This window comes from Nostoc sp. CHAB 5836 (genome assembly GCF_020829445.1).
Classification (GTDB): Bacteria; Cyanobacteriota; Cyanobacteriia; order Cyanobacteriales; family Nostocaceae; genus Nostoc.
Genome location: NZ_JAIVFV010000026.1, coordinates 19760 through 41987 on the forward strand (window position 1 = coordinate 19760; position 22228 = coordinate 41987).

Sequence of the window (22228 nt, forward strand, 5' to 3'; positions counted from 1 at the left end):
AATTAAGACTGCGGTGTAACACTGCGCGGATCAACAACTACAATCGCAGAAAAACGTTTAAAGTCATCAATGTTAAATGTAAGTAGGTGTGTAATATTGTATGTTGTCATCGCCGCAACTAAACGTGTATCATGCACTTGTTTTCCCATAACTTGGTATTTAACAATTAGAGATTCCCACTCACCAAAAATAGCAGGTGTATCAAGGTGTAGTATAAATATCTTCTTGAGTTTATCAGTTTCTTCTAATGCTTGAGCCGTGGATAACCCTAAACCATTACTATTAATTGGTCTTGTAGCAACAGCCCAAAACTCAATGAGATTCTGTGGAATTATATATAATAATTCTCCTTGTCTCTTGAGCATCAATATCGCTCTTTGAGTATCAAAGTGCATTGGGCTATTCTTCTGTACCAAACGCAGCAAAATATTAGTATCCACCAAATAGCTCATAACATTTCATCTTCTCTGGTGTAAATACTCTCTCGACTAATCGCTGCATCTGAAAGTGCTAGTGCTAAAGAAAAAGCAGGACTATTTATTAAATCTGTTAATATAGCTTCCCATTCTTCCTGAGTTGATACTTGATAAAATTTTTTTTCTTCGTGGCTGGTTAAACTGTTTTCAATCAGAGATGCAAGATAAGCTTCTACCGATAAACCTTGTGCAGTAGCTTCAGCAATGAGACGAGCTTCTATTTCTGGTTTCAGTTGTAACCGTATAGTCATTTCTTGTCTCCTAAGTCCCTAAATTGTAGAAGTCTTCATCTGGATAATAGCAAAAGTCTTTTGCCTCGATTATGATTAATTTGGAAAAAAATCAGAATCTAAGGTTTCATCAACAGAAAAAGGATAGTCTTTGGGAAAAATAGACAGAGGAAGACCTGTTTCAATAGATGCTTCTTTTCTAGCGTGTTGGTAACAACTGTCAAAAACTTCCGTGTAATAGTATTTTAAGCTAGGACTATCTACAAATGCTTCTTGTAATCTTTGACGATGTTCATAGATTGTATATAACCAGCTATTAGATCGGTTTTGGGGTTGAAATTTGTATTTGAGAAGGTGCATTAAAAGCACTCTAAGATGACTCCTTAAAGCATTTTTATCACTTCTTCCCATACTTTCAATCTCTTCAATTAAATTTTCTAAAGCGCTAGCCCTTTCTGTCCAAAAGGCAAACATGGCAAAGGTGTACTGAATCAAAAACCGCAAAGTAAAAGCTAGTCCCGCCGCCAATATAAAGAGCAAAAATCTATCCCAGCTTGGTATCCAAAAAGCCTGAGGATAGAGAACAAAAAATAATCCTACTAATAAAAAAGCAAAGTTTAAACGAGCAAATCTTTCAGAAATATGGGATGCAACGTGATGCCATACTGGGTCGAGGGGTTGTAGTAACTTGGGTGAAAGCTTGCCTTGCACAATCTCCCTTTCAAACTCCCAAATTACCCAAACAACTGTGAGTTGTCTGACAATGAAAACCGTGATGAAGTAACGGGCAAAATCCACAGGTGATAGCCCAAATTGTCCTCCTTGTGCTGCCTGTATCCAGACACCCATGAGGATAATTGGCAAAGACCCAGCTAAAACCCATAATATTAGTTCTGCTCGATACTCAACCATATAGGCGTAGTATATTAACAGTAAAGTTACGGCTTTTCTGATTATCTGCTTCATTTCTTCACTTCCCACTACAAAAATTACTCACCTTCACCACTCCCTACACAACACCTGCCTGAAAAACTCGTCCAATTACTTCTTCCACAGACGGTTCGGTGACAGTTAAATCAATTACCTCCAAATCCGCTAAAATCTGAGATACGGTGCGCGTGAGCGCTTCTCGCTGTACCATAAAACGCACTGCTCGCCCTTCTAAGAGTTTCACATCACCATAGGTCATAAGTTTTTCTATTGGTAAAGGTTGGGCTAACTCTATATAGACTTCTCGGTAAGGAGCAAAACTTTCCAGCAGTCCATCTAAGCTTCCGTCATACATCAGCCTTCCCTGGTGAATCAACAGTACCCGTTGACATAAAGCTGTGATGTCAGCCATGTAATGACTGGTCAAAAGCACTGTAGCCTGATAACGCTGATTGTACTCGCGCAAGAACTCGCGCACTGCTGCTTGAGCATTTACATCCAATCCCAGCGTCGGTTCATCTAAGAACAATACGTGGGGACGATGCAAAAGTGCTGCCAATAATTCTGCCTTCATTCGCTCACCCAAAGACAGCTTCCGCACTGGTTGGGTAAGTTTGCCTTCCAGGGAAAGCATCTCTGTTAATTCTCCTACCCGCCGTTGGAATTCTTTATCAGAAATGTTGTATACAGCAGCATTAATTTTCAAAGAATCGAGCGCTGGTAAGTCCCAAATTAACTGCTGCTTTTGCCCCATTACCAAGGTAATTTTTTGTAAAAATGCTTCTTTACGATCAAAGGGAACTTGTCCAGCGACTCTGACTGTACCGCTAGAGGGATGAATCAACCCTGTGAGCATTTTGAGTGTGGTAGTTTTACCAGCACCATTTGGGCCTAAAAACCCCACTATTTCACCAGGGGCAATTTCAAAAGAAACATTCTGAACTGCTTTAATTGAGCGGTAAGTGCGGCGAAAAAAATGCTTGATTGTACCTTTAATTCCCGGACTTTTAACTGCCACTGGATAATATTTACTCAGATTTTCAGCAATGATGATTGACATATTTTTTATATTAGAACCGATTTTAGATTTGAGATTTTTCTTCAATCGAAAATCCAAGTTGCGCTTCCAGCACACCTTTGGTGCGACTCAAAATGTAAAATGGTTTTACCGTAAACGCCCCGATCGCAATGTGCTAATAATTAACCACAAACCCAATAAACTAGCGACTGCAAACAGGGTGGTGCTTAAAAAAGATAGCTGTGTTGTCTGCGCTCTGGTGGAAATAATTGCTGCACCCATAATCAGGGAACCCACTAATATACTAAAAGATAGTCGGTTAGCAGCATCGTCCATAGTGCGCCGTACACCATCTAAACCTCGTAGTGATAGATTCCACTGTAAGGTTTCCGAGGTAACTCGGTCTAATAATAGTTCAATTTGGCGGGGAGATTGGAGAGACAGACTTTTGATATCTAAAGCTGTGCGTAATAGCGATCGCACCGGATTATCACCGAGTAATTGCCGACGAAACAAGTCTGTAATTAATGGTTTGACTTCATCGAAAAAATTAAGCTCTGGGTTGAATGTCCGTGCTACACCCTCTAAATTCGCCAGGGTTTTGGCATACAAACCCATATTACTAGGCAACCTAATTTTGTTGTTGCGGGCAACTTGTAATACTTCATAAATTATCTGACTGAAGTTTATTTGGGTTAGGCTGACATTGTGATACTTTCGCAACATGCGATCGTAATCATTTTCTAACCGTGATAAAATCACTGGTTGAGCAGAATCTGATAGCTGCAAAGTTAATTGAGCGCATCTTTGAGCATCTAAATCAACGATCGCTAACAACATCTCTGTTAAAATCTGCTGTGTACGGGGATCAAGTCTTCCCACCATGCCACAGTCTAAGAGGGCAACACGACCATCTTTGAGATAGAATAAGTTTCCTGGATGGGGATCAGCGTGAAAAAACCCATCAATATATAGTTGTTGAAAAAATACCCGAAATAATAAAGTAGTTATTTCTTTACGCTCTACAGCCGGGTCTTTACCATTAGTGTTGTTGTTCAAATCCGCCGACAGAAACGGCACGCCATCCAGCCATTCCATCACCAGTAATTTTGCTGTGGTCAATTCCCAGTTAATTTGTGCAACCACTATTTGCGTGGGATCGAACCAGCGACTTTTAGATAAGTTCCGCCGCAGTTGGTCTGTAAAACCCGCTTCCCGTGTAAAATCTAACTCGGCTTCTAAGGCTTTGGTAAATTCTTCGGCGATGGATTTGATCTCGTAGGTTTGCCCAAACTCAGTCCGCGCCACTAAATCGGCAATACCTTGAATTAAAGCAATATCTTGGGCGATCGTAATATCAATTCCCGGACGTTGCACTTTCAGAGCAACTTCTCGACCATCTATTAATGTAGCTCGATGTGTCTGAGCAATTGAGCCGGCGGCTACTGGGATCGGGTTAACTGTGCTGAAGGTTTCTGCTAGTGAAAGTTTTAATTCTTTACGGAGGATTATTTCTATCTCTGACCAAGGAACTGGCGGTACTTCGTCTTGTAGAGTTGATAGTTCCTCAATATAGGCGGCGTTGAGTAAATCTGGACGGGTAGAAAGTAGCTGACCAAGTTTAACGTAAACTGGCCCCAAGTCTACTAGGATATTTTTTAAAACCGCAGGTGTAGGTAGCTGCGGTTCATCAGCTTTGCCACCAGTAAGTAACCTTCGCATATAGTCCCAGCCATTGCGAAGGAAGACTTCAAGGATTTCTCGTTGACGGGGAACAGTTTGAGTGAGGAACATTTTGAGAAGTTGGGGATGAGGGAGATGAGGGGGATAAGGGGGATGAGGGGGATGAGGGGGATGAGGGAGATGGGGGGGATGAGGGGGATGGGGCGGCAAAGAAAGAATTTTCTCAGTGCCCCATGCCCTATGCCCTATGCCCAATTCCCAATGCCCAATGCCCAAAGTCAAGTTATAATAGAGAAATAGGCTTTTTCGCCTCTGCCAAGGGTTTTAACTTTTATAGCAGGTCGGTAAATCGGGAATCGCTTTGGAGGATTTTGAGGATCTGCTTGATTTCCTGGGTACGTTCTTTTTTGACAACGAGGGTGACATTGCGATCGCGCACAATCACCACGTCCTCTAAACCAATTGTAACAACTACATCCTCTGGATTTGAGGCGTAAATAATCGCCCCCTGCGTATCTAACCCTACATGAGTACCGAGTTCCACATTGGGAGTATCTTCCGTTTTCAGTAAGCGTTCGATCGCATTCCAATCTCCTAAATCATCCCAACCAAAATCAACTGGCAAAACGTATGCTAGAGTGGTCTTTTCCATTAACGCATAGTCTATACTCTTCTTAGGCAACTGGGGATAGATATCAGGGCCATGTTGTTCTAAAGGTTCGATAATTTCTGGAGCATGGGTATGCAGTTCCTTGAGGACAACCCCTGCCCGAAAAACGAACATTCCACTATTCCAGCTAAAACGTCCCGTAGATAAAAAAGTTTCTGCCGTTTCCCGGTTGGGCTTTTCGGTAAAACGGTTGACGTGATAAGCTGGCAACTCATTAAAGCTACCTATTTTTTCACCTTGTTCAATGTAGCCGTAACCGGTTGATGGAAAAGTAGGCTTGATCCCCAGTGTAACGATCGCTGCTGTGCTTGCTGCCAGTTCCGTAGCCGCACTTAATGTGTGTGCAAAGGCCTCTTGGTCAGCAATCCAGTGGTCAGCAGGGAAAAAGCCAATCACAGCGTCTTCTCCATAGCGCTGTTTGATTTTTAAACTTGTCCAAGCAACGGCTGCGGCAGTGTCTCTTCCTTCCGACTCAATCAGCAAGTTTTCAACTGGTAGATCAGGTAATTGTTGGCGTACCCCTTCAGCTATCTGACTAGAAGTGATCACCCACAAGGAATCCCACCCCTTTCGGGTTCGCCAGTCGCCTGCGGAGGAGCCAGCGCGGTCTTGGGGGTTTCCCCCATGAGCGACTGGCGTTGGAAACCCTCGCGCAGCGCTGGACTCACCGCCACCGAGTTCAATCAATCGATCGGCGGTTGCTTGTAATAAACTTCTAGAGCTACCATCAAGACTTAAAAATTGCTTGGGTCGGTCTTTGCGACTCAAGGGCCAAAAACGTTCACCTTTACCACCAGCAAGGATTACGGGGAACAATAAAGTATTCATGTTGTCATACACGCCTACCGAAGAACATTACAAGTTTACAGTGAGCTTTTCCACTGGCAATATTTGTAGCTTGGATTAACATACTTTTAGGGAGTGGTTGAGTGGGGAGATAATTGTGATAAAACAAGTCGAATGGTCGGAAAATCCGGTTACATCTCAACAACAAGTAGCAGAATTTGAAACTGAGGTGCGATCGCAGCAACTTCAACGAACGGAAAATCAAGTAACGCTTACACCAGTCGCCGACTTGGAGGAGGAGGTGGAACTAAACCCGCCAACGAATCCCAACCGTACTGTCGTCGAATCAGTGGGTGCAATTCCCAATCAGCTTTACGAGAGACTGGGCTTGACCATGCCTCGATGGCTGTTGTGGATTATGACCGTTGTCATCGGCATTATCTTATCTGGACTGCTAGTATCAACGTTAGCGCTTTGGACTCCGTTGTGGAGCAATTTAGATCGAACAGATGAAGATTTAGGAACTGCTGGTAAAGATGAGGTAAAAATACCACTACCAGGGGAGTTATGGAGCAAACTCTCCCAGTACCAGCTTTCACGACCGATGAATATTTTAATTATGGGGATTGAACCAGTCGGCAATACTGTTGATGGTTCACCAGAAAGCTTTGCTGGCAAAAGCGACACCATGCTGCTGGTACGGCTCAACCCTAGTGAAAAATCTGTACGGGTGCTTACTATTCCCAGAGATACGATGATCGCCATCCCAGAAAAGGGAGAAGAGGGATTAACTAAGGTATCTGATGCCAATGCCCAAGGCGGCCCAGTCTTGGCAGCACGGGTAGTTAGTCGTACCTTAAACAATGCTCCAATTGATCGCTATATCCGCATTTCTACTAGCGGGTTACGGCAGTTAGTTGATCAGTTAGGCGGAGTAGAAGTCTTTGTTCCCCAATCAATGGAATATAAAGACTCCAGCAGCCGGCTGTCGATTAATTTGGTCAGTGGCTGGCAAACCCTCAACGGCGAACAAGCAGAACAATTTGCCCGATTCCGCGAACCAGGTTTGGGAGATTTGCCAAGAGTGCAGCGTCAGCAAGCACTGATCGCAGCCTTGCTGCAACGCCTCAATAGTCCTACCGTCTTACCCAGGTTGCCTCAATTAACTCGCTTGATGCGAAAATACTTTGATACCAACCTGAAGATGGAAGAAATGATGGCGTTGGTGAACTTCGGTCTCAACCTAGATCGGGATAATTTCCAAATGACTGTTTTGCCTGGTGCATTTAGCCGTTTTAGCAAAGACCCTGATAGCTATTGGCTAAATATGACCGGACAACAGAGCCTGTTGAATGATTATGTTGGGGTCAATGTACCTGGTCTGAAACCAGATATGCGTCAGGTTCCTAACCTCAAAATTGCTATTCAAAATGCTTCCAATCAACCCCAGCTAACTGAAAAAGTTATTGCTTATCTCAAACAGAAAGGCTTTACTAATATTTACAAAGTGCCTGATTGGCCAGATACCCAACGTCAAACTCAGATTGTTGTCCAAAAAGGCAACCGGCGAGTTGGAGTTGATTTGCAAAAAGTCTTAGGCTTGGGTCAAATTGAGGTGTCGGCCATTGGTGATTTAGAATCTGATCTGACAATTCGTATTGGTAAAGATTGGAAATAGTCATTGGTCATTGGTCATTAGTCATTAGTCATTAGTCAAAGGACAAAGGACAAAGGACTAATGACAAAGGACAAAGAACTAATGACAAATAATAAAATTATGAAAAAGATTTTACTCCGGTTTTTTGGTTTAATTTTGATTTTGACACTAGCATTTTTCTGGATAATACTTAATCCCAAACCGGCTTTTGCTCAAGTAAACACAATTAACTACAACAATATAAATTTAGAAAATCGTGACTTTTCTCATGCTGATTTGGCACGTGTGACTTTTGTAGCAGCAGAAATGCGAGGGGCGAATTTTCAAGGAGCGAATTTAACCAACGCAATTCTGACTAAAGGAGTTTTGTTAAAGGCAAATTTGGAAGGTGCGAATTTAACAGGCGCTTTAGTTGATCGCGTCACTATGGATAGTGCTAACCTAAAAAATACCATTTTTAGAGAAGCAACTTTGACGAGCAGCCGTTTTTACGATGCTGACATCACTGGCGCTGATTTTACAGACGCATTGATTGACCGCTATCAAGTGTCGCTATTGTGTAAAAGAGCCGATGGGGTAAATCCAGTTACGGGTGTGTCAACGCGAGAGAGTCTGGGTTGTCGGTAGGTGGTTTGCGATCGGAATATTGCTCGTGGGTGTCAACTTAAGGTGGAAGTTATGTCCCGCAAGGAACTGAAGTTCCTTGCTAATAGCGAAAGTCATCTAAAAGATGACTAAGTAAGTCGGCAAGAATAAACCAAACTATGTTACGAAACGTAAATACACCTTAAACCCATACAAATGACGAATGACAAATGAAAAATGACAGCCTTAGCCAGTTAGCTTTATTTGCGTCGCTCTACTTAACATGATCGGAAAAATCTTTAGTCTACTTCAGTAGACTTTAGCTATTAGCCAAAGAACTTTAGTTCAAGGCGGGTGACGAAGCCAATAGATAGGCGTTTCTAGCAAAAGTAGACACCAATGAGCATTGTTCCCTACCCCGTGGTCTATTTACCCGAAAATAGCTGTAAAATGAATAACTGGTCAAAATTTACCTGACAGACTGCCGGATTTAAGGTTAAATGTTTTAAGATATGCACTCTGCAAGAGTTGTCGGGTATTATTCGTGACACAACAAGACCAAAAACCTTCTCGTTCATTCGCTGGAATTGCTGGCATTGTTGCCGCAGCCACATTAATTAGTAAAATCTTCGGTTTAGTGCGGCAGCAAGCGATCGCTGCCGTTTTTGGTGTTGGTGCTGCTGCCACTGCCTATAGTTATGCCTATATTATCCCTGGCTTTCTATTAATCTTGCTCGGTGGTGTAAATGGGCCATTACACAGTGCAGTTGTCAGCGTTTTAGCCAAGCGGCGGCGAGAAGAAGCGGCTCCCCTAGTGGAAACTGTGACGACGTTGGTGGCTGGATTGTTGTTACTGGTGACAGTGGCTCAGATTTTATTTGCGGATGCGATCGTTGATTTAGTCGGTCATGGTTTGGAAGAGACAACCAGAGCGATCGCCATTCAACAACTCCGCATTATGGCACCGATGGCTTTATTTTCGGGATTAATTGGCATTGGCTTTGGTACTCTCAATACAGCCAATCAATATTGGTTACTCTCCATTAGTCCCTTATTATCTAGTATTACCGTTGTTGCTGGCCTTGGTATCTTGGCTATGGAACTGGGCAAAGACATTATTAAGCCGGAGTACGCTTTAATCGGGGGAATGGTCTTAGCTTGGGGAACTTTGGCAGGAGCAATTCTCCAGTGGTTAGTGCAGCTAATTGTCCAGTGGCGGTTAGGATTAGGCACATTACGCTTGCGATTTGAGTTTAAATCCCCAGGCGTTCAAGAAGTCATTAAAATCATGACCCCAGCAACAATTTCCTCTGGAATGATGCCAATTAATGTCGCCACTGACCTCTATTTTGCTAGTCCTATCCCTGGTGCGGCGGCAGGATTTAACTATGCGAATCTATTAGTACAAACTCCTTTAGGGATTATTTCTAATATTATTTTGCTACCGCTATTACCGATATTTGCCAAACTTGCCGGCCCCGAAAATTGGCAGGAGTTAAAATCACGCATTCGCCAAGGACTTCTACTCACTGCTTTTACCATGCTACCGCTAGGGGCGCTGATGGTGGCGCTATCTGCACCCATTGTACAGGTGGTATATGAGCGCGGTGCTTTCAAGCCAGAAGCCACACAGCTAGTTTCATCATTGCTAGTGGCTTATGGAATTGGGATGTTTGTCTATTTGGGGCGTGATGTTTTAGTGCGGGTATTTTATGCCTTGGGGGATGGGCAGACACCTTTTCGCATCAGTATTTTTAACATCTTGCTCAACGTCTTATTAGATTGGCTTTTCGTTAAACCTTTTGGCGCTCCCGGTTTAGTGTTGGCAACAGCGGGTGTAAATTGCAGCTCAATGTTAATGCTGTTATGGTTACTTGATCGCAAACTCAATGGTTTACCTTGGCGTGAGTGGAGTTTGCCAATTTTGGGTTTGACTGCGGGTAGCGTTGTCGGTGGTGTTGCTAGCTATGGAACACTGCTTGGTTCTCAGCGATTGTTAGGTAAAACGGGTTTACTGATTCTAGTGTTGGAGTTGTGTATATCAGGCTTCGTGGGGATTGCGGTGTTTGCTGCGATCGCTTCATGGATGAAAATACCAGAGGTGAATATATTTATATCTCGCTTGCGTCAGCGCTTTTTGAAGAAATAACTGTTATTTGATACACCCAAGCCAATACTGCGCAGGTTTTGGCAAAAAAATAAAAAATGTGTAGGTTTTGGCAAAAAAATAAAAAATGTGTAGGTTGGGTTGAGGAACGAAACCCAACCGAAGAGCTTAAGTACGTTGCTGGGAAAAAACTCAAGTATGTTACGAAACGTAAATAAACGTGAGTTCGATGAACCTCTCCCTCCCAGCCTCCCTCTGGGAAACGGAAAGGGAGGAGCAACGAAAAATTAAGCTTTTTGCTCCCCTCTCCGCTTCGGAGAGGGGCTGGGGGAGAGGTCAAATAAGACTTGTCGAACTCACGTTAAATAAGCTTAAAACCCTTACTAATGACAAATGACGAATGACAAATGACGAATGACGAATGACGAATGACGAATGACAAATGACAAATGACAAATGACCAATGACAAATGACAAATGACAGCCTTAGCCAGTTAACTTTAATTGCGCCAACCTAATTATCCTGTTGCACACCGCCTACTACTGGCTTAATTTCCGAAAATGGATCACTGCCACCACCCCAGTTGAAATCACTAATTCGGACGCTGAAGCCGCCTAACTCCAGCACCGGATTGTAACGTAAGGTGATGCCATAGGTGCGACGGCTATATTCTAAAATGTAGTCGGTGCTAGTTTCTTTACCAGTATCCAAGTTAACAGATGTTTGAAAGCCTAAGCGAAAAGGGCCGTAGATTTGCTGTGATATCCCAGCGCTCAACACTTTGTTATCAACGGAGCGGTCAAACAAAAAGGGTGATAATCCGTTATTTAAGCCTTGAGAGTAACTAATATTAAAGGCGGTATAGTCGAAAAAAGGTCGAGAAAAATGACCAATTTGCCCTTGTAGTCCAATTGTACCAGTTAGGGTGCTTTGGTTATCACCATTGGTATAATAACTGGTAGTGCCCGTGAGTCCAGCGATCGCCTGCAAGTAAGGAACTACAGGGGTAGCCGTGTATCGTAATCCCTCGGTGGCAGTGGGTGGTAATGGTTTTCCTTGCCACAGCAACACCCCACTACTGAGGAAAGCACTACTTTGTAAACGACCTAGTGAGATGCGATCGTTTTCCCGCAATGGTTTTAGTAAGTCTTGGCGATCGGTGTTGGCATTGATATACTGAGCGCCTGCCTGATAGCTGAGGTTGATGCCACTTTTTCCTAAAGGAATCACAGGAGAGGTGATCACGCCGCCAAAACTACTCTGGACAGTTTGAAAGCCGAGGGTACCGTTGTAAAGACGATCGCGGTAGTTATATTGCAGATTCAAGATATGAGGAAGGGAAGTGCCTAATGTCTGGCGCAACCCCAAATTCACCCGCAAATTTTCTTCCACCTGATTCAAGTCAAAACTAGTTAACTCCCCAGTCCCCTCAACTACTGCTCGTGGACTCAAAACAGAATTTATCTTTGTCTTCACAGCCAACAGTGCGCCTAAGTCACCCGTCCCTTCTTGCACGCCTCTCTGTACTAATAACTGAGGTGTGATCGTCCAGCTAGTCTGGTCTGTATCCAACACTGGAAAGCCACGCTCAATATATAAACCACCCCGCCGATCTCCATCAAAGCCGAGGGAGACTATTGCTGGTGTAACCTCGCGCTGCCGACGGTCAAGAGTCTGCTGATTCACCGGAATTGGTAAGGAAACCGTTTGATCCAATACCAAACGTTGCCCCTGTGTCCTGATGCGGTCTACCAAAGGTGTCTCTCGCGTCAGAGTGACTTGATTTGCACGCAACTCTAGTTCTGGGGGCGAAAAAGGATCATTGGTAATGCGGACATCCCTTGCTTTCCAGCCTTGGGGATAAAAGTCAATGTGTTGGGCTTCAAACCTGAGTCGATTAACTACACCCCCTGTTTTCGGTGGGGCGATGTTGCTAGCATTTGCCTGACCACCAAATGTCAGATCAATTCCTCCAGGGCTGCTGACACCAGAAACGGGTTGATTGGCTCTAATGCGATCGCTGGGCGGACGTTTTGGGACTCCACCAGCAGTTATATCGGTGGGTGAAAAAGCAAAATCTGTTTGGGCTGAGGGTACGTAAATTTCTCCTCTACCATTTTCCAGTTCCCCACTATCTTGAACAAAGTTATAGGTAAAGCGCTGTCCGCGCAGTACTTGATCGCCCCTTGTTAAAGTTACATTGCCTTCACCCGCCGCAATCAAGTTGTCTAAATTAACTTGCAGGCGATCGGCATCCACCACGGCCCCATCAAATCGCACAACTACATTACCTACAGCTGTAATAATTCGCCGTTGCTCGTCATACTCTTGCCGATCTGAAGTGACTTCCACAATTCTCGGTCTGGCTGGCGGTGTGCTAGCTGGTGCAGTTGTGTCAGATGGTTGACCTTGTGGCTGATTGGTGGAATTTAACTCTGGTGTAGGCGTTGGTGCTTGGCTTTGTTGCTGGCTTTGGGACTTAAATTCTACAGTGATGGGCGTTGAGAGTTGGTTTGTGGGGTTACGAGACTTGAATGTGATAAAATTTTCTACTGATTGAGAACTTGGTGCAAGATCGGTAGCAGATACAGAGATATTGTCTGCTTTTGGAGACTGTTGTGCAGTAATATCACGTTGCTGTGTTTGGTGGGTTAACTTCTCGGCGAAAATTTCCGCCTTGGACTTAACTAACTTGTGGCTATTTGTGAGAGTTGGGGCAATTTGAAGAGGACGCGGAGATTGAGTGACAAGGGGACTTGGGGAAACTCTATAGCTAAAGCGACCAGAGTCGAAAAAGGTTTGTTTTTTTCCACCACTAGAGTTTGGATTTAGCGATCGCTGATCGAGTTTTTCAGAAGGTTTACCTTCAGCTTGGCGATTAGAGGTTGAAACCTCCTGCGTGGGATAACCAACGACCTGAATTTTCCCGTCATCTGGAAAAGCTAACGATTGACCTAATCCCCTAACCCCCTTCCCGATGCGGGAAGGGGGAAAATTTAAAGTCTCTCTCCTTTTAGGAGAGAGATTTAGAGAGAGGTTTTCCAGATGACCTGAATTGTCAGAATCAACGACAAAGGACTGCTTTAAAAGCGCAGCACTTCTAGAGTCAGTATGGGGCGAAACTGCTGGTGAATCAGGTACAGAGGATCTTTCGGCAATTACCAAATCATCTTCAGTTGAGTTGATCACAACTGGCAATGGCAGATCACTTTTGGTGTTACCTGTAATTGCCAAATTAGCCAAAGCCTTGGGCTGCTTGGATTTGTCTGTGTTTTCGTGTATTCCAGTATCTACACCTGGAAGAAACTTTGTATGATTAGCAGATGAGGTGGGATTTACAGGTTGTAAAGATTCGACGATCAAAGGCGGATCGGGTGGCAGAACTGGATGAAGCATATTTGAGCAAAATCGGGCTAACAAACAGCCAAATGACGGACGGAAGGATAAATTACATTTTGCCTTCCGACTGTCGCCTTCTGCTACCTACAGCAAGCTACCTGGAGGAAGAAACTTACTAATTTTCGTTTAGTAAGCTTCCGTGGCGTTTAGTATTTTCCGCCTTCCAAAGTCGCGGATGATTGATCGCTCTCTTACTCTAAGTCCCGACGGCCGGGGTTACGAGCGGGATCGTTCGATAAAAATCCGAAGATGAAGATAGTTACGAAGAAGGCAACAACAATATAAACAGCGATTTTTAAAGTCAGCATAGAAATATCTCCAAGGGGTAAGACAAAGAGGGCTTTTCTTTCAGGATCTACCATGCAGAAAAGATAGCTCCTTTATATTACCTAAATCTCGTCCCTTTTTTAGAGGACTCTGGGGATTGGGGGCTGAGGACTGACAGTGCCGATCCTACGGTTATTGAGAATGGCGCCAGATGTCAGTTGTCTGACTTTGTAGATGCCCTTAAGAAATAACTCACAGACAGTTTACTCTTGTGACGTTGACTGACGGCAAAGGTTTCCCAAAAAAGTGAACAGGTTATACCATTTTGAATTTTGGGTTTTAGAGGTTGTTTGAAAAGTGTTTCGCTGTGACTTTAGGGACTTTTAGATCCCCCTCTTCGTTAAAAAGCTAAAAATTTTCCTCTTCCCTATTACTTGTATCTAAAGATTTGTAAATCACCCATTCGGGTGAGCCAAAAGGGTGATGCGTTCTTAGCACTAGTTATTATAAATTTTATTGAAAGAAAGCTAAAAAGTAGCTTAGTTTGCAGGAGAAGTCCAGAAAAAATATCAAATGCCCGGATTGAGGTATCGGTTTTAACTCACATACTTGGTTCCAATTATGGCTTTAATTAAAGAAATTGTCCAAGAAGCTCTAACTATCGGCTATCTGAGTATTTTAGCCGAAGATAAACTGCGATCGCAGCTTCAAAGTAATTATGACTCAGAAGACTTAGATGCCTGGATCATTTTACAGCGAGCTATTGCAGCAGGTGATATCAAACAAGAGTCACGCCGAAAAAAAGCTTCTCTCTCTCCTAAAGCCAAGGACGCTTCATCGAGTATCAAACTTGCTTATCAAATGGCAGCCGAGATTGCTTATGCAGCAGCTATAGCTCTGTCGATGACTAAAAATACTAAAGATCAGCCTTCATTAGGTGCATAAAATCACACATTCCTAAGCCATTTTTCGGAATTAATGTCTATATTTAATAATTGGTGTCAACTTAGAGCCAGGGCGAATATAATTCGCGGCTATACAAACGAAGTCCGCCTACGCGGACTCAAAGAAAATTAAGGTTTCTTAACCCGCGCAGGCGGGTTTCGTCTGTGTAGACGCGGTTTCTAACCGCCTTTTAACAGGTGTGCGCCCCGTCAGCGATGTAATGCTTCTTTGCCAGCGCAATTTTATGAAAAAATAATTAAAAATTAAACTTTCCTGGAAACAATTATGGGGAATTTTCACCCTCAGCCAACACCCTAGAATTGATCCCCGGAATCAATACTAAAATAAATATAAATTATTTATTCAAAACAAGATTTTTTTAAGTGATAGATGCCAGTAAATGGTTAAATCTTAATATACCAAGTACATGGCCCAGAGTAACGCATAGAATTTGAAACACCTTGATGTAAACTTTAGCAGCGAGGTTAAAAAGAATTCTCAATGCTTAACAAAGTCATCGCTTTTTCACAAACTAGAGTATAAAGAATTGGCAACATTGGTAAAGACAGTAAACAATAACCATAACTAAACTTGGAGTTTTGCCAACCTATGCAGCCAATTCGCACATTTAACGTATCCCCTTCACTACCGCCGCGACTAGAGCCACTGCGGCGGCTAGCATATAACTTGCACTGGGATTGGAACGTTGAAACTAAAGATTTATTTCGTCGCTTAGACTCCGACCTATGGGAGTCTAGCCATCATAACCCGGTGTTGATGTTGGGTACTATTTCTCAATCGCGGCTTCTGGAAGTTGTCGAAGATGAAGGCTTTCTAGCCCAAATGGATCGAGCTGATCGGCAGTTAGAAGATTATTTGCAAGAGCGCACTTGGTATCAAAAACAACGGGAGCAAAAACCAAAAGAATGCTACGCCTATTTTTCGGCGGAATTTGGGCTTGTAGATTGTTTGCCCGTCTATTCTGGCGGCTTGGGCGTTCTGGCGGGAGATCACCTCAAATCTGCCAGTGACTTGGGTCTACCCCTTGTAGGCGTCGGTTTACTATATCAGCAGGGCTACTTTGCCCAGTATCTCAATGCCGATGGCTGGCAGCAAGAACGCTACCTGCTCAACGATTTCTATAATATGCCCTTGCACCTGGAGCGCAATGCTGATGGTTCAGAACTGCGGATTGCGGTGGATTATCCAGGACGCAAGGTATATGCCAGAGTTTGGCGCGTACAGGTAGGAACGGTGCCCCTGTATCTGTTGGACAGCAACATTGAACCCAACAACACTTACGACCAAGACATCACAGATCAGCTGTATGGTGGCGACATCGATATGCGTATCCACCAGGAAATCATGCTGGGGATCGGTGGTGTGCAAATGCTGAAAGCTTTGGGGCTGAAGGTTACCGCCTACCACATGAATGAAGGACACGCCGCCTTCTCTGCCTTAGAACGCATCCGCTTGCTGATTCAGGAAGAGGGACTGAATTATGTCCAAGCAAGACAGGTGGTAGCTTCCAGCAACATCTTTACCACCCACACACCAGTACCAGCAGGAATTGACTTGTTCGCTCCCGACAAAATGTTGTACTACCTGGGGTACTATGCAGAGATATTTGGCTTACCAAAAGAACAATTTTTAGGACTGGGGCGCGAGAATACAGGCGATTTATCTGGGCCTTTCAGTATGGCAGTGCTGGCGCTGAAGATGGCAACATTTTCTAACGGTGTTGCGCAATTACACGGTGTGGTGTCGCGGCAAATGTTCCAAGGCTTATGGCAGAAAGTACCAGTAGAAGAAGTGCCGATCGCCGCAATTACTAATGGTGTCCATGCTCGGAGTTGTGTAGCGAAATCGACTCAAGAGTTATACGATCGCTACCTGGGGCCAAACTGGTCATCAGCACCACCCGATAGCCCATTATGGGAGCGGATGGATGCTATACCCGATGAGGAATTGTGGCGCAATCACGAACGCTGTCGCTTAGATATGGTTTTGTATGTGCGAGAGCATTTGGTCAAACATCTGGGCGATCGCGGCGCTTCCGTTTCCGAAATTGTCCAAGCTCAAGAAGTTTTAGATCCTTACGCTTTCACCATTGGCTTTGCCCGTCGCTTTGCCACCTACAAACGTGCTACCCTCTGGATGCGCGATTTGGAAAGGATTAAGCGGCTTCTGCTGGCTAACAAAGACCGGAAAGTGCAATTTGTAATTGCTGGTAAGGCACATCCCAAGGATATACCAGGTAAAGAACTCATCCGCGATATCAATCACTTTATCCGCGAACACCATTTAGAGAAACAGGTAGTGTTTGTTCCCAATTACGACATTCATATTGCCCGGTTGATGGTTGCGGGTTGCGATATCTGGTTAAATACACCGCGTCGTCCACGGGAAGCCTCTGGTACTAGTGGGATGAAAGCCGCAATGAATGGCTTGCCGAATTTAAGTGTACTAGATGGCTGGTGGGATGAAGCTGATTACGTCCGCACAGGCTGGGCCATTGGACATGGAGAGAATTACGATGATCCCAACTACCAAGATGAAGTAGAAGCAAATGCTCTCTATGAGTTGTTAGAGAAGGAAGTTGTACCGCTATTTTATGAGCAACGGGATAGTGATGGTTTGCCCCGTCCGTGGGTTGCGAAAATGAAGGATGCAATTCGGTTGAATTGTCCCTTCTTTAATACAGCGCGGATGGTGGGAGAATATGCACAGAGAGCTTATTTCCCGGCTAGCGATCGCTATCATACCCTGACTGTTGATAACTATGCCCCAGCTAAAGAACTAGCTGCTTGGAAACAAAAACTGGCCGAACACTGGTTTAATATCAGAATCAAAGATATTGACGTATCGGCTGCTTCAGACATTGAGGTTAACCAAACCGTTGCTGTCAAAGCTAAGGTTGACTTGGCAACTTTGACCAATGATGATGTGCAGGTAGAGCTATATCAAGGTGCGATCGATGCCAATGGTGATATTGTCAATGCTGTGCCAGTGGTGATGGATTACCAAGGAGAGGATGGACAGCAATTGAGTATCTACACGAGTAATATCACTTATACTGCTTCTGGTTTACAAGGCTTGTCTTTGCGTGTATTGCCAAAAAATCAATACCTAGCTAATCCCTATGAACCAAGGTTGATTGCTTGGGCAGAATAAGAGTAGTGAGTATTTATTGAATACTCAAAAATAGGCGTTGCTGATTTAAGTTTAGCAACGCCTTTTATTGTGCCATTTCGTTATGATGGTGAAGGAGAATATATTTCAATACAGTTCAGTTAAGGCTAAAACTCTTTGCCAAAGTCAATTTTTTTAACGAACCGCAAAGGACGCAAAGGACGCAAAGAAAGAGAAGAAAGAGAACAAAATTAGCCGTGAAGCTGTGATTAAAATGATGCTAAGACGCGCTCTTGATGAACACTATTTGGCCAAGAACCAGATTAACATCAAAATATCTGAAGCCTAAGAGGATGTTTGAAAAGTCCTCTGGTCGGTAGCAAAAAGTTTTTGATCCCACTAAATCCCCCTTAAAAAGGGGGACTTTGATTCCGGTTCCCCCCTTATTAAGGGGAGCCAGCGCGGTCTTCTCCCAAGGGGAGACGCCAAGGGCGATGGGGGTTTCCCCCATGAGCGACTGGCATGGGCTAGGGGGGATCGAATTCTATGCAACTTCACAAAGAATTGGTACTAAACATTTTCAGGTAGATAATTAATATTTAGTAGCTGTTCTAAAGTGTAAGGACAAAATTGAGGTAAGTTATCTAGTTTGCCTTCGGTTTTATCAATTACATATCCTAAAGCACCATCATAAATTGATGCTAATTCATTTTCTAAAAATTGAGATAGATTCGTTGTAAAATTACGTTTTAATTGATATCTAAAACCTCTAATTTCTGCTTTACAATGTCCAGAATTATACTGAGATTCTTCTGTCCAATATTGCAGCAACAAAAGATGTCTAATAATTTGTTCTAATAAACTAGCAACCTTGGCTTTGTCTCTCCGACCCAAATTTTCTAACTCCTCAATTAAATTTTCTAAATCTAATTGTTCTAAGTTGTTAGCTTTCAATAGTTTGATTGTTTCCTCTAACCAGAGATGATCATCAATTTCGTAAAGCTCTTTTAAACTTAAGTTAGAACTAACTCCTTCCATAAAATATCCTCGACTTAAATCTTAGGATATTACAATTTTAGGATAATATTCTGTGGGGGATGATAATGTAGCCAGTGGTGTCGCAGCTATGCCCGTCGTAGACATCGCCTAGTACTAAATTACGTTGTTCTCCCCAATACCACCAATAAGCAGCAACATAAGCGCAAACTAGGCTATCTAGTTTATCTTCAACTGCTTTGAGGGCTGCGCCTGTGGTGGGGATTTCGGAAGGGAAGGAACCGCAGAGGCGCAGAGAACGCAGAGGAGGAGAAAGAGAGGGGAGGATATCGAGAAGATAATTTTGGAGTTTGATTAGTTCTAGGCGGCGCTCATTGATACGTCCCTTTTTGTATTTGAGGATGCGTTCTAGGTTGAATAGATTAACGATTGCTGGGTGGGGAAAGACTTCTATTTGATATCTGCCAAGTTTTTGCGGTTCGATGGTGGGTGCGTGTGCAAAACCGCGTGATTCTAATTGTAGTCCAAAGTTGATGGTGCGTTCTGCGAAGGATAGGTTTTGATTAGCTGGGTAACATCCCGCATGATATTTGCCAAAGTACTTGTGGCTGAGTTTGTCGGCGAGGCGACTCCCAGTAGCGTTGGGTATGAGGGTAGGTGCATCGACGGCGATGATGGCTGGTTCGTCTGGTTGTACGCTCTGATCGATCCAGGTGAGGATGTCTGCGATCGCTTCTTTGCGGTCTAAATCAAGTAGTTGCAGTTCTCCATTTATCCATTTTAAGCAGCACAGTCCACTTGGTTGCGATCGCCAGCCTAAATCAATGCCAATAAATTTCATGGTCATAACACGAATTTGCGATTATTTTCGCATTTTCGGGCAACCATTTACCTAAATTTACTTGCTAAAAATCGTGATAAATAATCTTATAATCTTAAGCAGCTTGCCTTAATTTATTTTATCTGGCAATAAATTAATCAAGATTGTTCCAATGAAAATTTTATTTTTACATCCCAATTTTCCCTCGCAATTTCGCAACCTAGTAACAGTTTTAGGTAAAAATGCTAATTACAAAGTCGTTTTTGGGACAAATCGACGTGAAGGGGAAATACCTGGCGTTTATAAAGCTATTTATACTCCTTCTCGTGAAGCTGCTCCCCAAACCCACCACTATGTTCGCAACCTAGAAAACGCTGTTCTCACTGCTCAGGCTGTCTATCGGGTAGCAGAAAAATTAAAAGCCGAGGGTTTCGTTCCTGATATAGTTTATGGTCATTCTGGTTGGGGGCCGACTTTATTCATGAAAGATGTTTTCCCGAAAGCAGAATTATTGTGTTATTTCGAGTGGTTTTACCATGCTCACGGTTCCGATGCAGATTTTGATCCCGATGATCCACTGACTGCTGATGATGAATGCCGCATCCGCGTCAAAAATACCCCGATTTTGACTGATTTATATACTTGCGATCGCGGTCTTTCTCCAACGAATTGGCAGCGCCAGCAGTTTCCCAAAGAATATCATAGCAAAATTACTGTACTTCACGATGGTATTGATACCAAATATTTTGTTCCCAAACCAGGCGCAAAGTTAGTTTTACCAAGAATAAATCTTGATCTTTCTCATGTGGAAGAGTTGATAACTTATGTGGGACGGGGGATGGAACCTTATAGAGGTTTTCCGCAGTTTATGGAAACGGTGGCGCTAATTCAGCAGCGAAGACCTAAGTGTCATGTGGTAGTTGTGGGAGAAGATAGAGTTGCTTATGGGAAAAATCTCCCCGATGACCAGACTTATAAACAATTAATGTTAGAAAAATTATCTTTGGATTTATCGAGGCTGCACTTTACAGATAGGCTACCTTACAATGAGTACCTTCAGGTTTTGCAAGCTTCTTCTGCTCATATTTATTTAACCCGTCCTTTTGTTTTATCCTGGTCAATGTTAGAAGTAATGGCAGCAGGGTGTTTATTAGTAGCTTCTAAGACTGCGCCAGTCTTGGAAGTTGTACAGGATGGGGTAAATGGACTGCTGGTAGACTTCTTTTCTCCCCAGAATATTGCTGATAGGGTTGAAGAAGCACTAAATAATCCTCAAGAGATGAATGAAATTCGTGCCAATGCGCGAGAGACAATTCTGAAGCGTTATGATTTGGCGAAACTGTTACCACAGCATTTGCAATGGATGTTCGCTGGTAAAAGTTCTAATAGTTTGAAAAAAACCCCAAATTCTAAAGGATTTGGCAGAAATTAAGTAACTATTGTCATTGATCATTAGCATCATGAATAAATATTTTTTGTCTCAAACAAAGCCGCGAATAAAAAAATACCCAAAAAACTCTCTTCTCCTGATTCCTCTGCGCTCTTTGTGCCTCTGTGGTTCGTTTATTTGAGTAATTTATTTCTTGTCACTCCCCAATGACCAATGACAAATAAAAACGATATTTAAAATGCGAATTATTCTTACCATTGCCCATTATTTCAAACCTAGCAGTGAGGGTCGTCATGCTTCCCAACGCAAAGACCCGCAACCCCGCTTACAGGCGTTAACTCAAAGCCTTACCGCCTTACACCAATTATTTGGCAAATCTCAAAGTATCATCAATATTGCTCAACGACTAGCTTACCCTGCTAATCAACCTCAGTCTCATGAAATAGATATTGTTATTTGTACAACCCAAGATAATCATCTTCTGAATCAGCTTGCCTTACCATCACATTTATATAAGCATCATTCTACTAATGTAGAACCTCTGCTTTTAGGGTTTGAGTGCCAAGCTGTTCTACAAAATTGTCTCGGTCAGTATGATTACTACTGCTTTCTTGAAGATGATCTAATTATCTATGACCCTTGGTTTTTTATCAAATTAGACTGGTTTACCCAACAAGCTGGTGATTTAAATTTACTCCAGCCAAATCGTTATGAAGTCTCTCTTTATGGTTTGGTTAATAAAGCTTACATTGATGGAGACTTGGCTTTGCGAGTAACTGCTCCCTTTCAAAATGTGCAAGAGCAACAAGAACTCAAAGGTACAATTATGAATACACCAATTACCTTTCGTCGCGCCCTGAATCCCCACTCCGGCTGCTACTTTTTAAATTCAAATCAGATGATTCATTGGGCTAATCAAACTTATTTTCTTGACCGGGATATTAGTTTTGTTGGGCCTCTAGAAAGTGCTGCTACTTTGGGAATAATGAAGACATTCCGAATTTATAAAACCTCACCGGAGCAAGCAAGTTTTTTGGAGATTCAGCACTCGGAAACAGGATTTTTAGGGCTAATTGGCGGACAGGTGGGCTTGGTAGAAAGGTAAATGGAATTTTAGGGTTCGATGAGAAAGATTA

Annotated in this window: 17 protein-coding genes; 7 read left to right on the forward strand and 10 right to left on the reverse strand. The window is 43.2% G+C overall.

The annotated features are described in order from the left end of the window. Positions 1 to 2 precede the first annotated feature (2 nt). From LC605_RS07950 to LC605_RS07975, 6 genes are all read right to left on the reverse strand, one after another. Positions 3 to 452 (reverse strand): PIN domain-containing protein, encoded by a 450-nt coding sequence (locus tag LC605_RS07950; RefSeq protein ID WP_229547028.1) that lies wholly within the window; start codon positions 450 to 452, stop codon positions 3 to 5. Next, entirely contained in the window at positions 449 to 727 is a 279-nt protein-coding gene (locus LC605_RS07955) for a hypothetical protein (protein WP_229547029.1), read from the reverse strand. The genes LC605_RS07950 and LC605_RS07955 overlap by 4 nt, the downstream gene beginning before the upstream one ends. A 75-nt stretch (positions 728 to 802) precedes the next feature. Further along, the gene (locus LC605_RS07960) at positions 803 to 1672 is read right to left on the reverse strand and encodes a DUF29 family protein (protein WP_229547030.1); all 870 of its coding nucleotides are present in this window, start codon (positions 1670 to 1672) and stop codon (positions 803 to 805) included. Between the two features lie 43 nt (positions 1673 to 1715). Continuing rightward, a complete protein-coding gene (locus tag LC605_RS07965) occupies positions 1716 to 2696 on the reverse strand; it encodes an ATP-binding cassette domain-containing protein (protein WP_229547031.1) in 981 nt (326 codons plus the stop codon). Positions 2697 to 2801: 105 nt separating this feature from the next. Continuing rightward, a complete protein-coding gene (locus tag LC605_RS07970) occupies positions 2802 to 4448 on the reverse strand; it encodes an AarF/ABC1/UbiB kinase family protein (RefSeq protein ID WP_229547032.1) in 1647 nt (548 codons plus the stop codon). Positions 4449 to 4668: 220 nt separating this feature from the next. Beyond that, positions 4669 to 5835 (reverse strand): mannose-1-phosphate guanylyltransferase, encoded by a 1167-nt coding sequence (locus LC605_RS07975; protein WP_229547033.1) that lies wholly within the window; start codon positions 5833 to 5835, stop codon positions 4669 to 4671. Between the two features lie 115 nt (positions 5836 to 5950). On the opposite strand from LC605_RS07975, the gene LC605_RS07980 reads away from it, so the two are divergent. From LC605_RS07980 to murJ, 3 genes are all read left to right on the forward strand, one after another. Then, positions 5951 to 7471 carry an LCP family protein gene (locus LC605_RS07980; protein WP_229547034.1) on the forward strand — a complete coding sequence of 507 codons (1521 nt, stop codon included), beginning with the start codon at positions 5951 to 5953 and terminating at the stop codon, positions 7469 to 7471. Positions 7472 to 7570: 99 nt separating this feature from the next. Next, positions 7571 to 8077: a pentapeptide repeat-containing protein gene (locus LC605_RS07985; protein WP_229547053.1), complete on the forward strand. Its 507-nt coding sequence runs from the start codon at positions 7571 to 7573 to the stop codon at positions 8075 to 8077. A gap of 502 nt (positions 8078 to 8579) precedes the next feature. Continuing rightward, entirely contained in the window at positions 8580 to 10184 is a 1605-nt protein-coding gene (gene murJ / locus LC605_RS07990) for a murein biosynthesis integral membrane protein MurJ (RefSeq protein WP_229547035.1), read from the forward strand. 472 nt (positions 10185 to 10656) lie between these two features. Here the strand turns inward: murJ and LC605_RS07995 are convergent, their stop codons facing one another. Beyond that, a complete protein-coding gene (locus tag LC605_RS07995) occupies positions 10657 to 13539 on the reverse strand; it encodes a DUF3769 domain-containing protein (RefSeq protein WP_229547036.1) in 2883 nt (960 codons plus the stop codon). 194 nt (positions 13540 to 13733) lie between these two features. Then, positions 13734 to 13850 carry a photosystem II reaction center protein I gene (locus LC605_RS08000; protein ID WP_041566417.1) on the reverse strand — a complete coding sequence of 39 codons (117 nt, stop codon included), beginning with the start codon at positions 13848 to 13850 and terminating at the stop codon, positions 13734 to 13736. 580 nt (positions 13851 to 14430) lie between these two features. Between LC605_RS08000 and LC605_RS08005 the strand changes: the two genes are divergently transcribed. Together LC605_RS08005 and glgP are read left to right on the forward strand one after the other, a co-directional pair. Next, positions 14431 to 14754, forward strand: a complete 324-nt coding sequence (locus LC605_RS08005) for a hypothetical protein (protein WP_229547037.1) — start codon at positions 14431 to 14433, stop codon at positions 14752 to 14754. A gap of 609 nt (positions 14755 to 15363) precedes the next feature. Further along, positions 15364 to 17928: an alpha-glucan family phosphorylase gene (gene glgP / locus LC605_RS08010; RefSeq protein ID WP_229547038.1), complete on the forward strand. Its 2565-nt coding sequence runs from the start codon at positions 15364 to 15366 to the stop codon at positions 17926 to 17928. Positions 17929 to 18456: 528 nt separating this feature from the next. Here the strand turns inward: glgP and LC605_RS08015 are convergent. After that, positions 18457 to 18924, reverse strand: a complete 468-nt coding sequence (locus tag LC605_RS08015) for a DUF29 domain-containing protein (protein WP_229547039.1) — start codon at positions 18922 to 18924, stop codon at positions 18457 to 18459. A 37-nt stretch (positions 18925 to 18961) separates the two neighbouring features. After that, positions 18962 to 19723: a DUF429 domain-containing protein gene (locus tag LC605_RS08020; RefSeq protein ID WP_229547054.1), complete on the reverse strand. Its 762-nt coding sequence runs from the start codon at positions 19721 to 19723 to the stop codon at positions 18962 to 18964. Between the two features lie 151 nt (positions 19724 to 19874). Between LC605_RS08020 and LC605_RS08025 the strand changes: the two genes are divergently transcribed. Beyond that, positions 19875 to 21134: a glycosyltransferase family 4 protein gene (locus LC605_RS08025; protein WP_229547040.1), complete on the forward strand. Its 1260-nt coding sequence runs from the start codon at positions 19875 to 19877 to the stop codon at positions 21132 to 21134. A gap of 196 nt (positions 21135 to 21330) precedes the next feature. Then, on the forward strand, positions 21331 to 22197 hold the full coding sequence (locus tag LC605_RS08030; RefSeq protein ID WP_229547041.1) for a calcium-binding protein: 867 nt from the start codon (positions 21331 to 21333) through the stop codon (positions 22195 to 22197). The last annotated feature ends 31 nt before the right edge of the window (positions 22198 to 22228 follow it).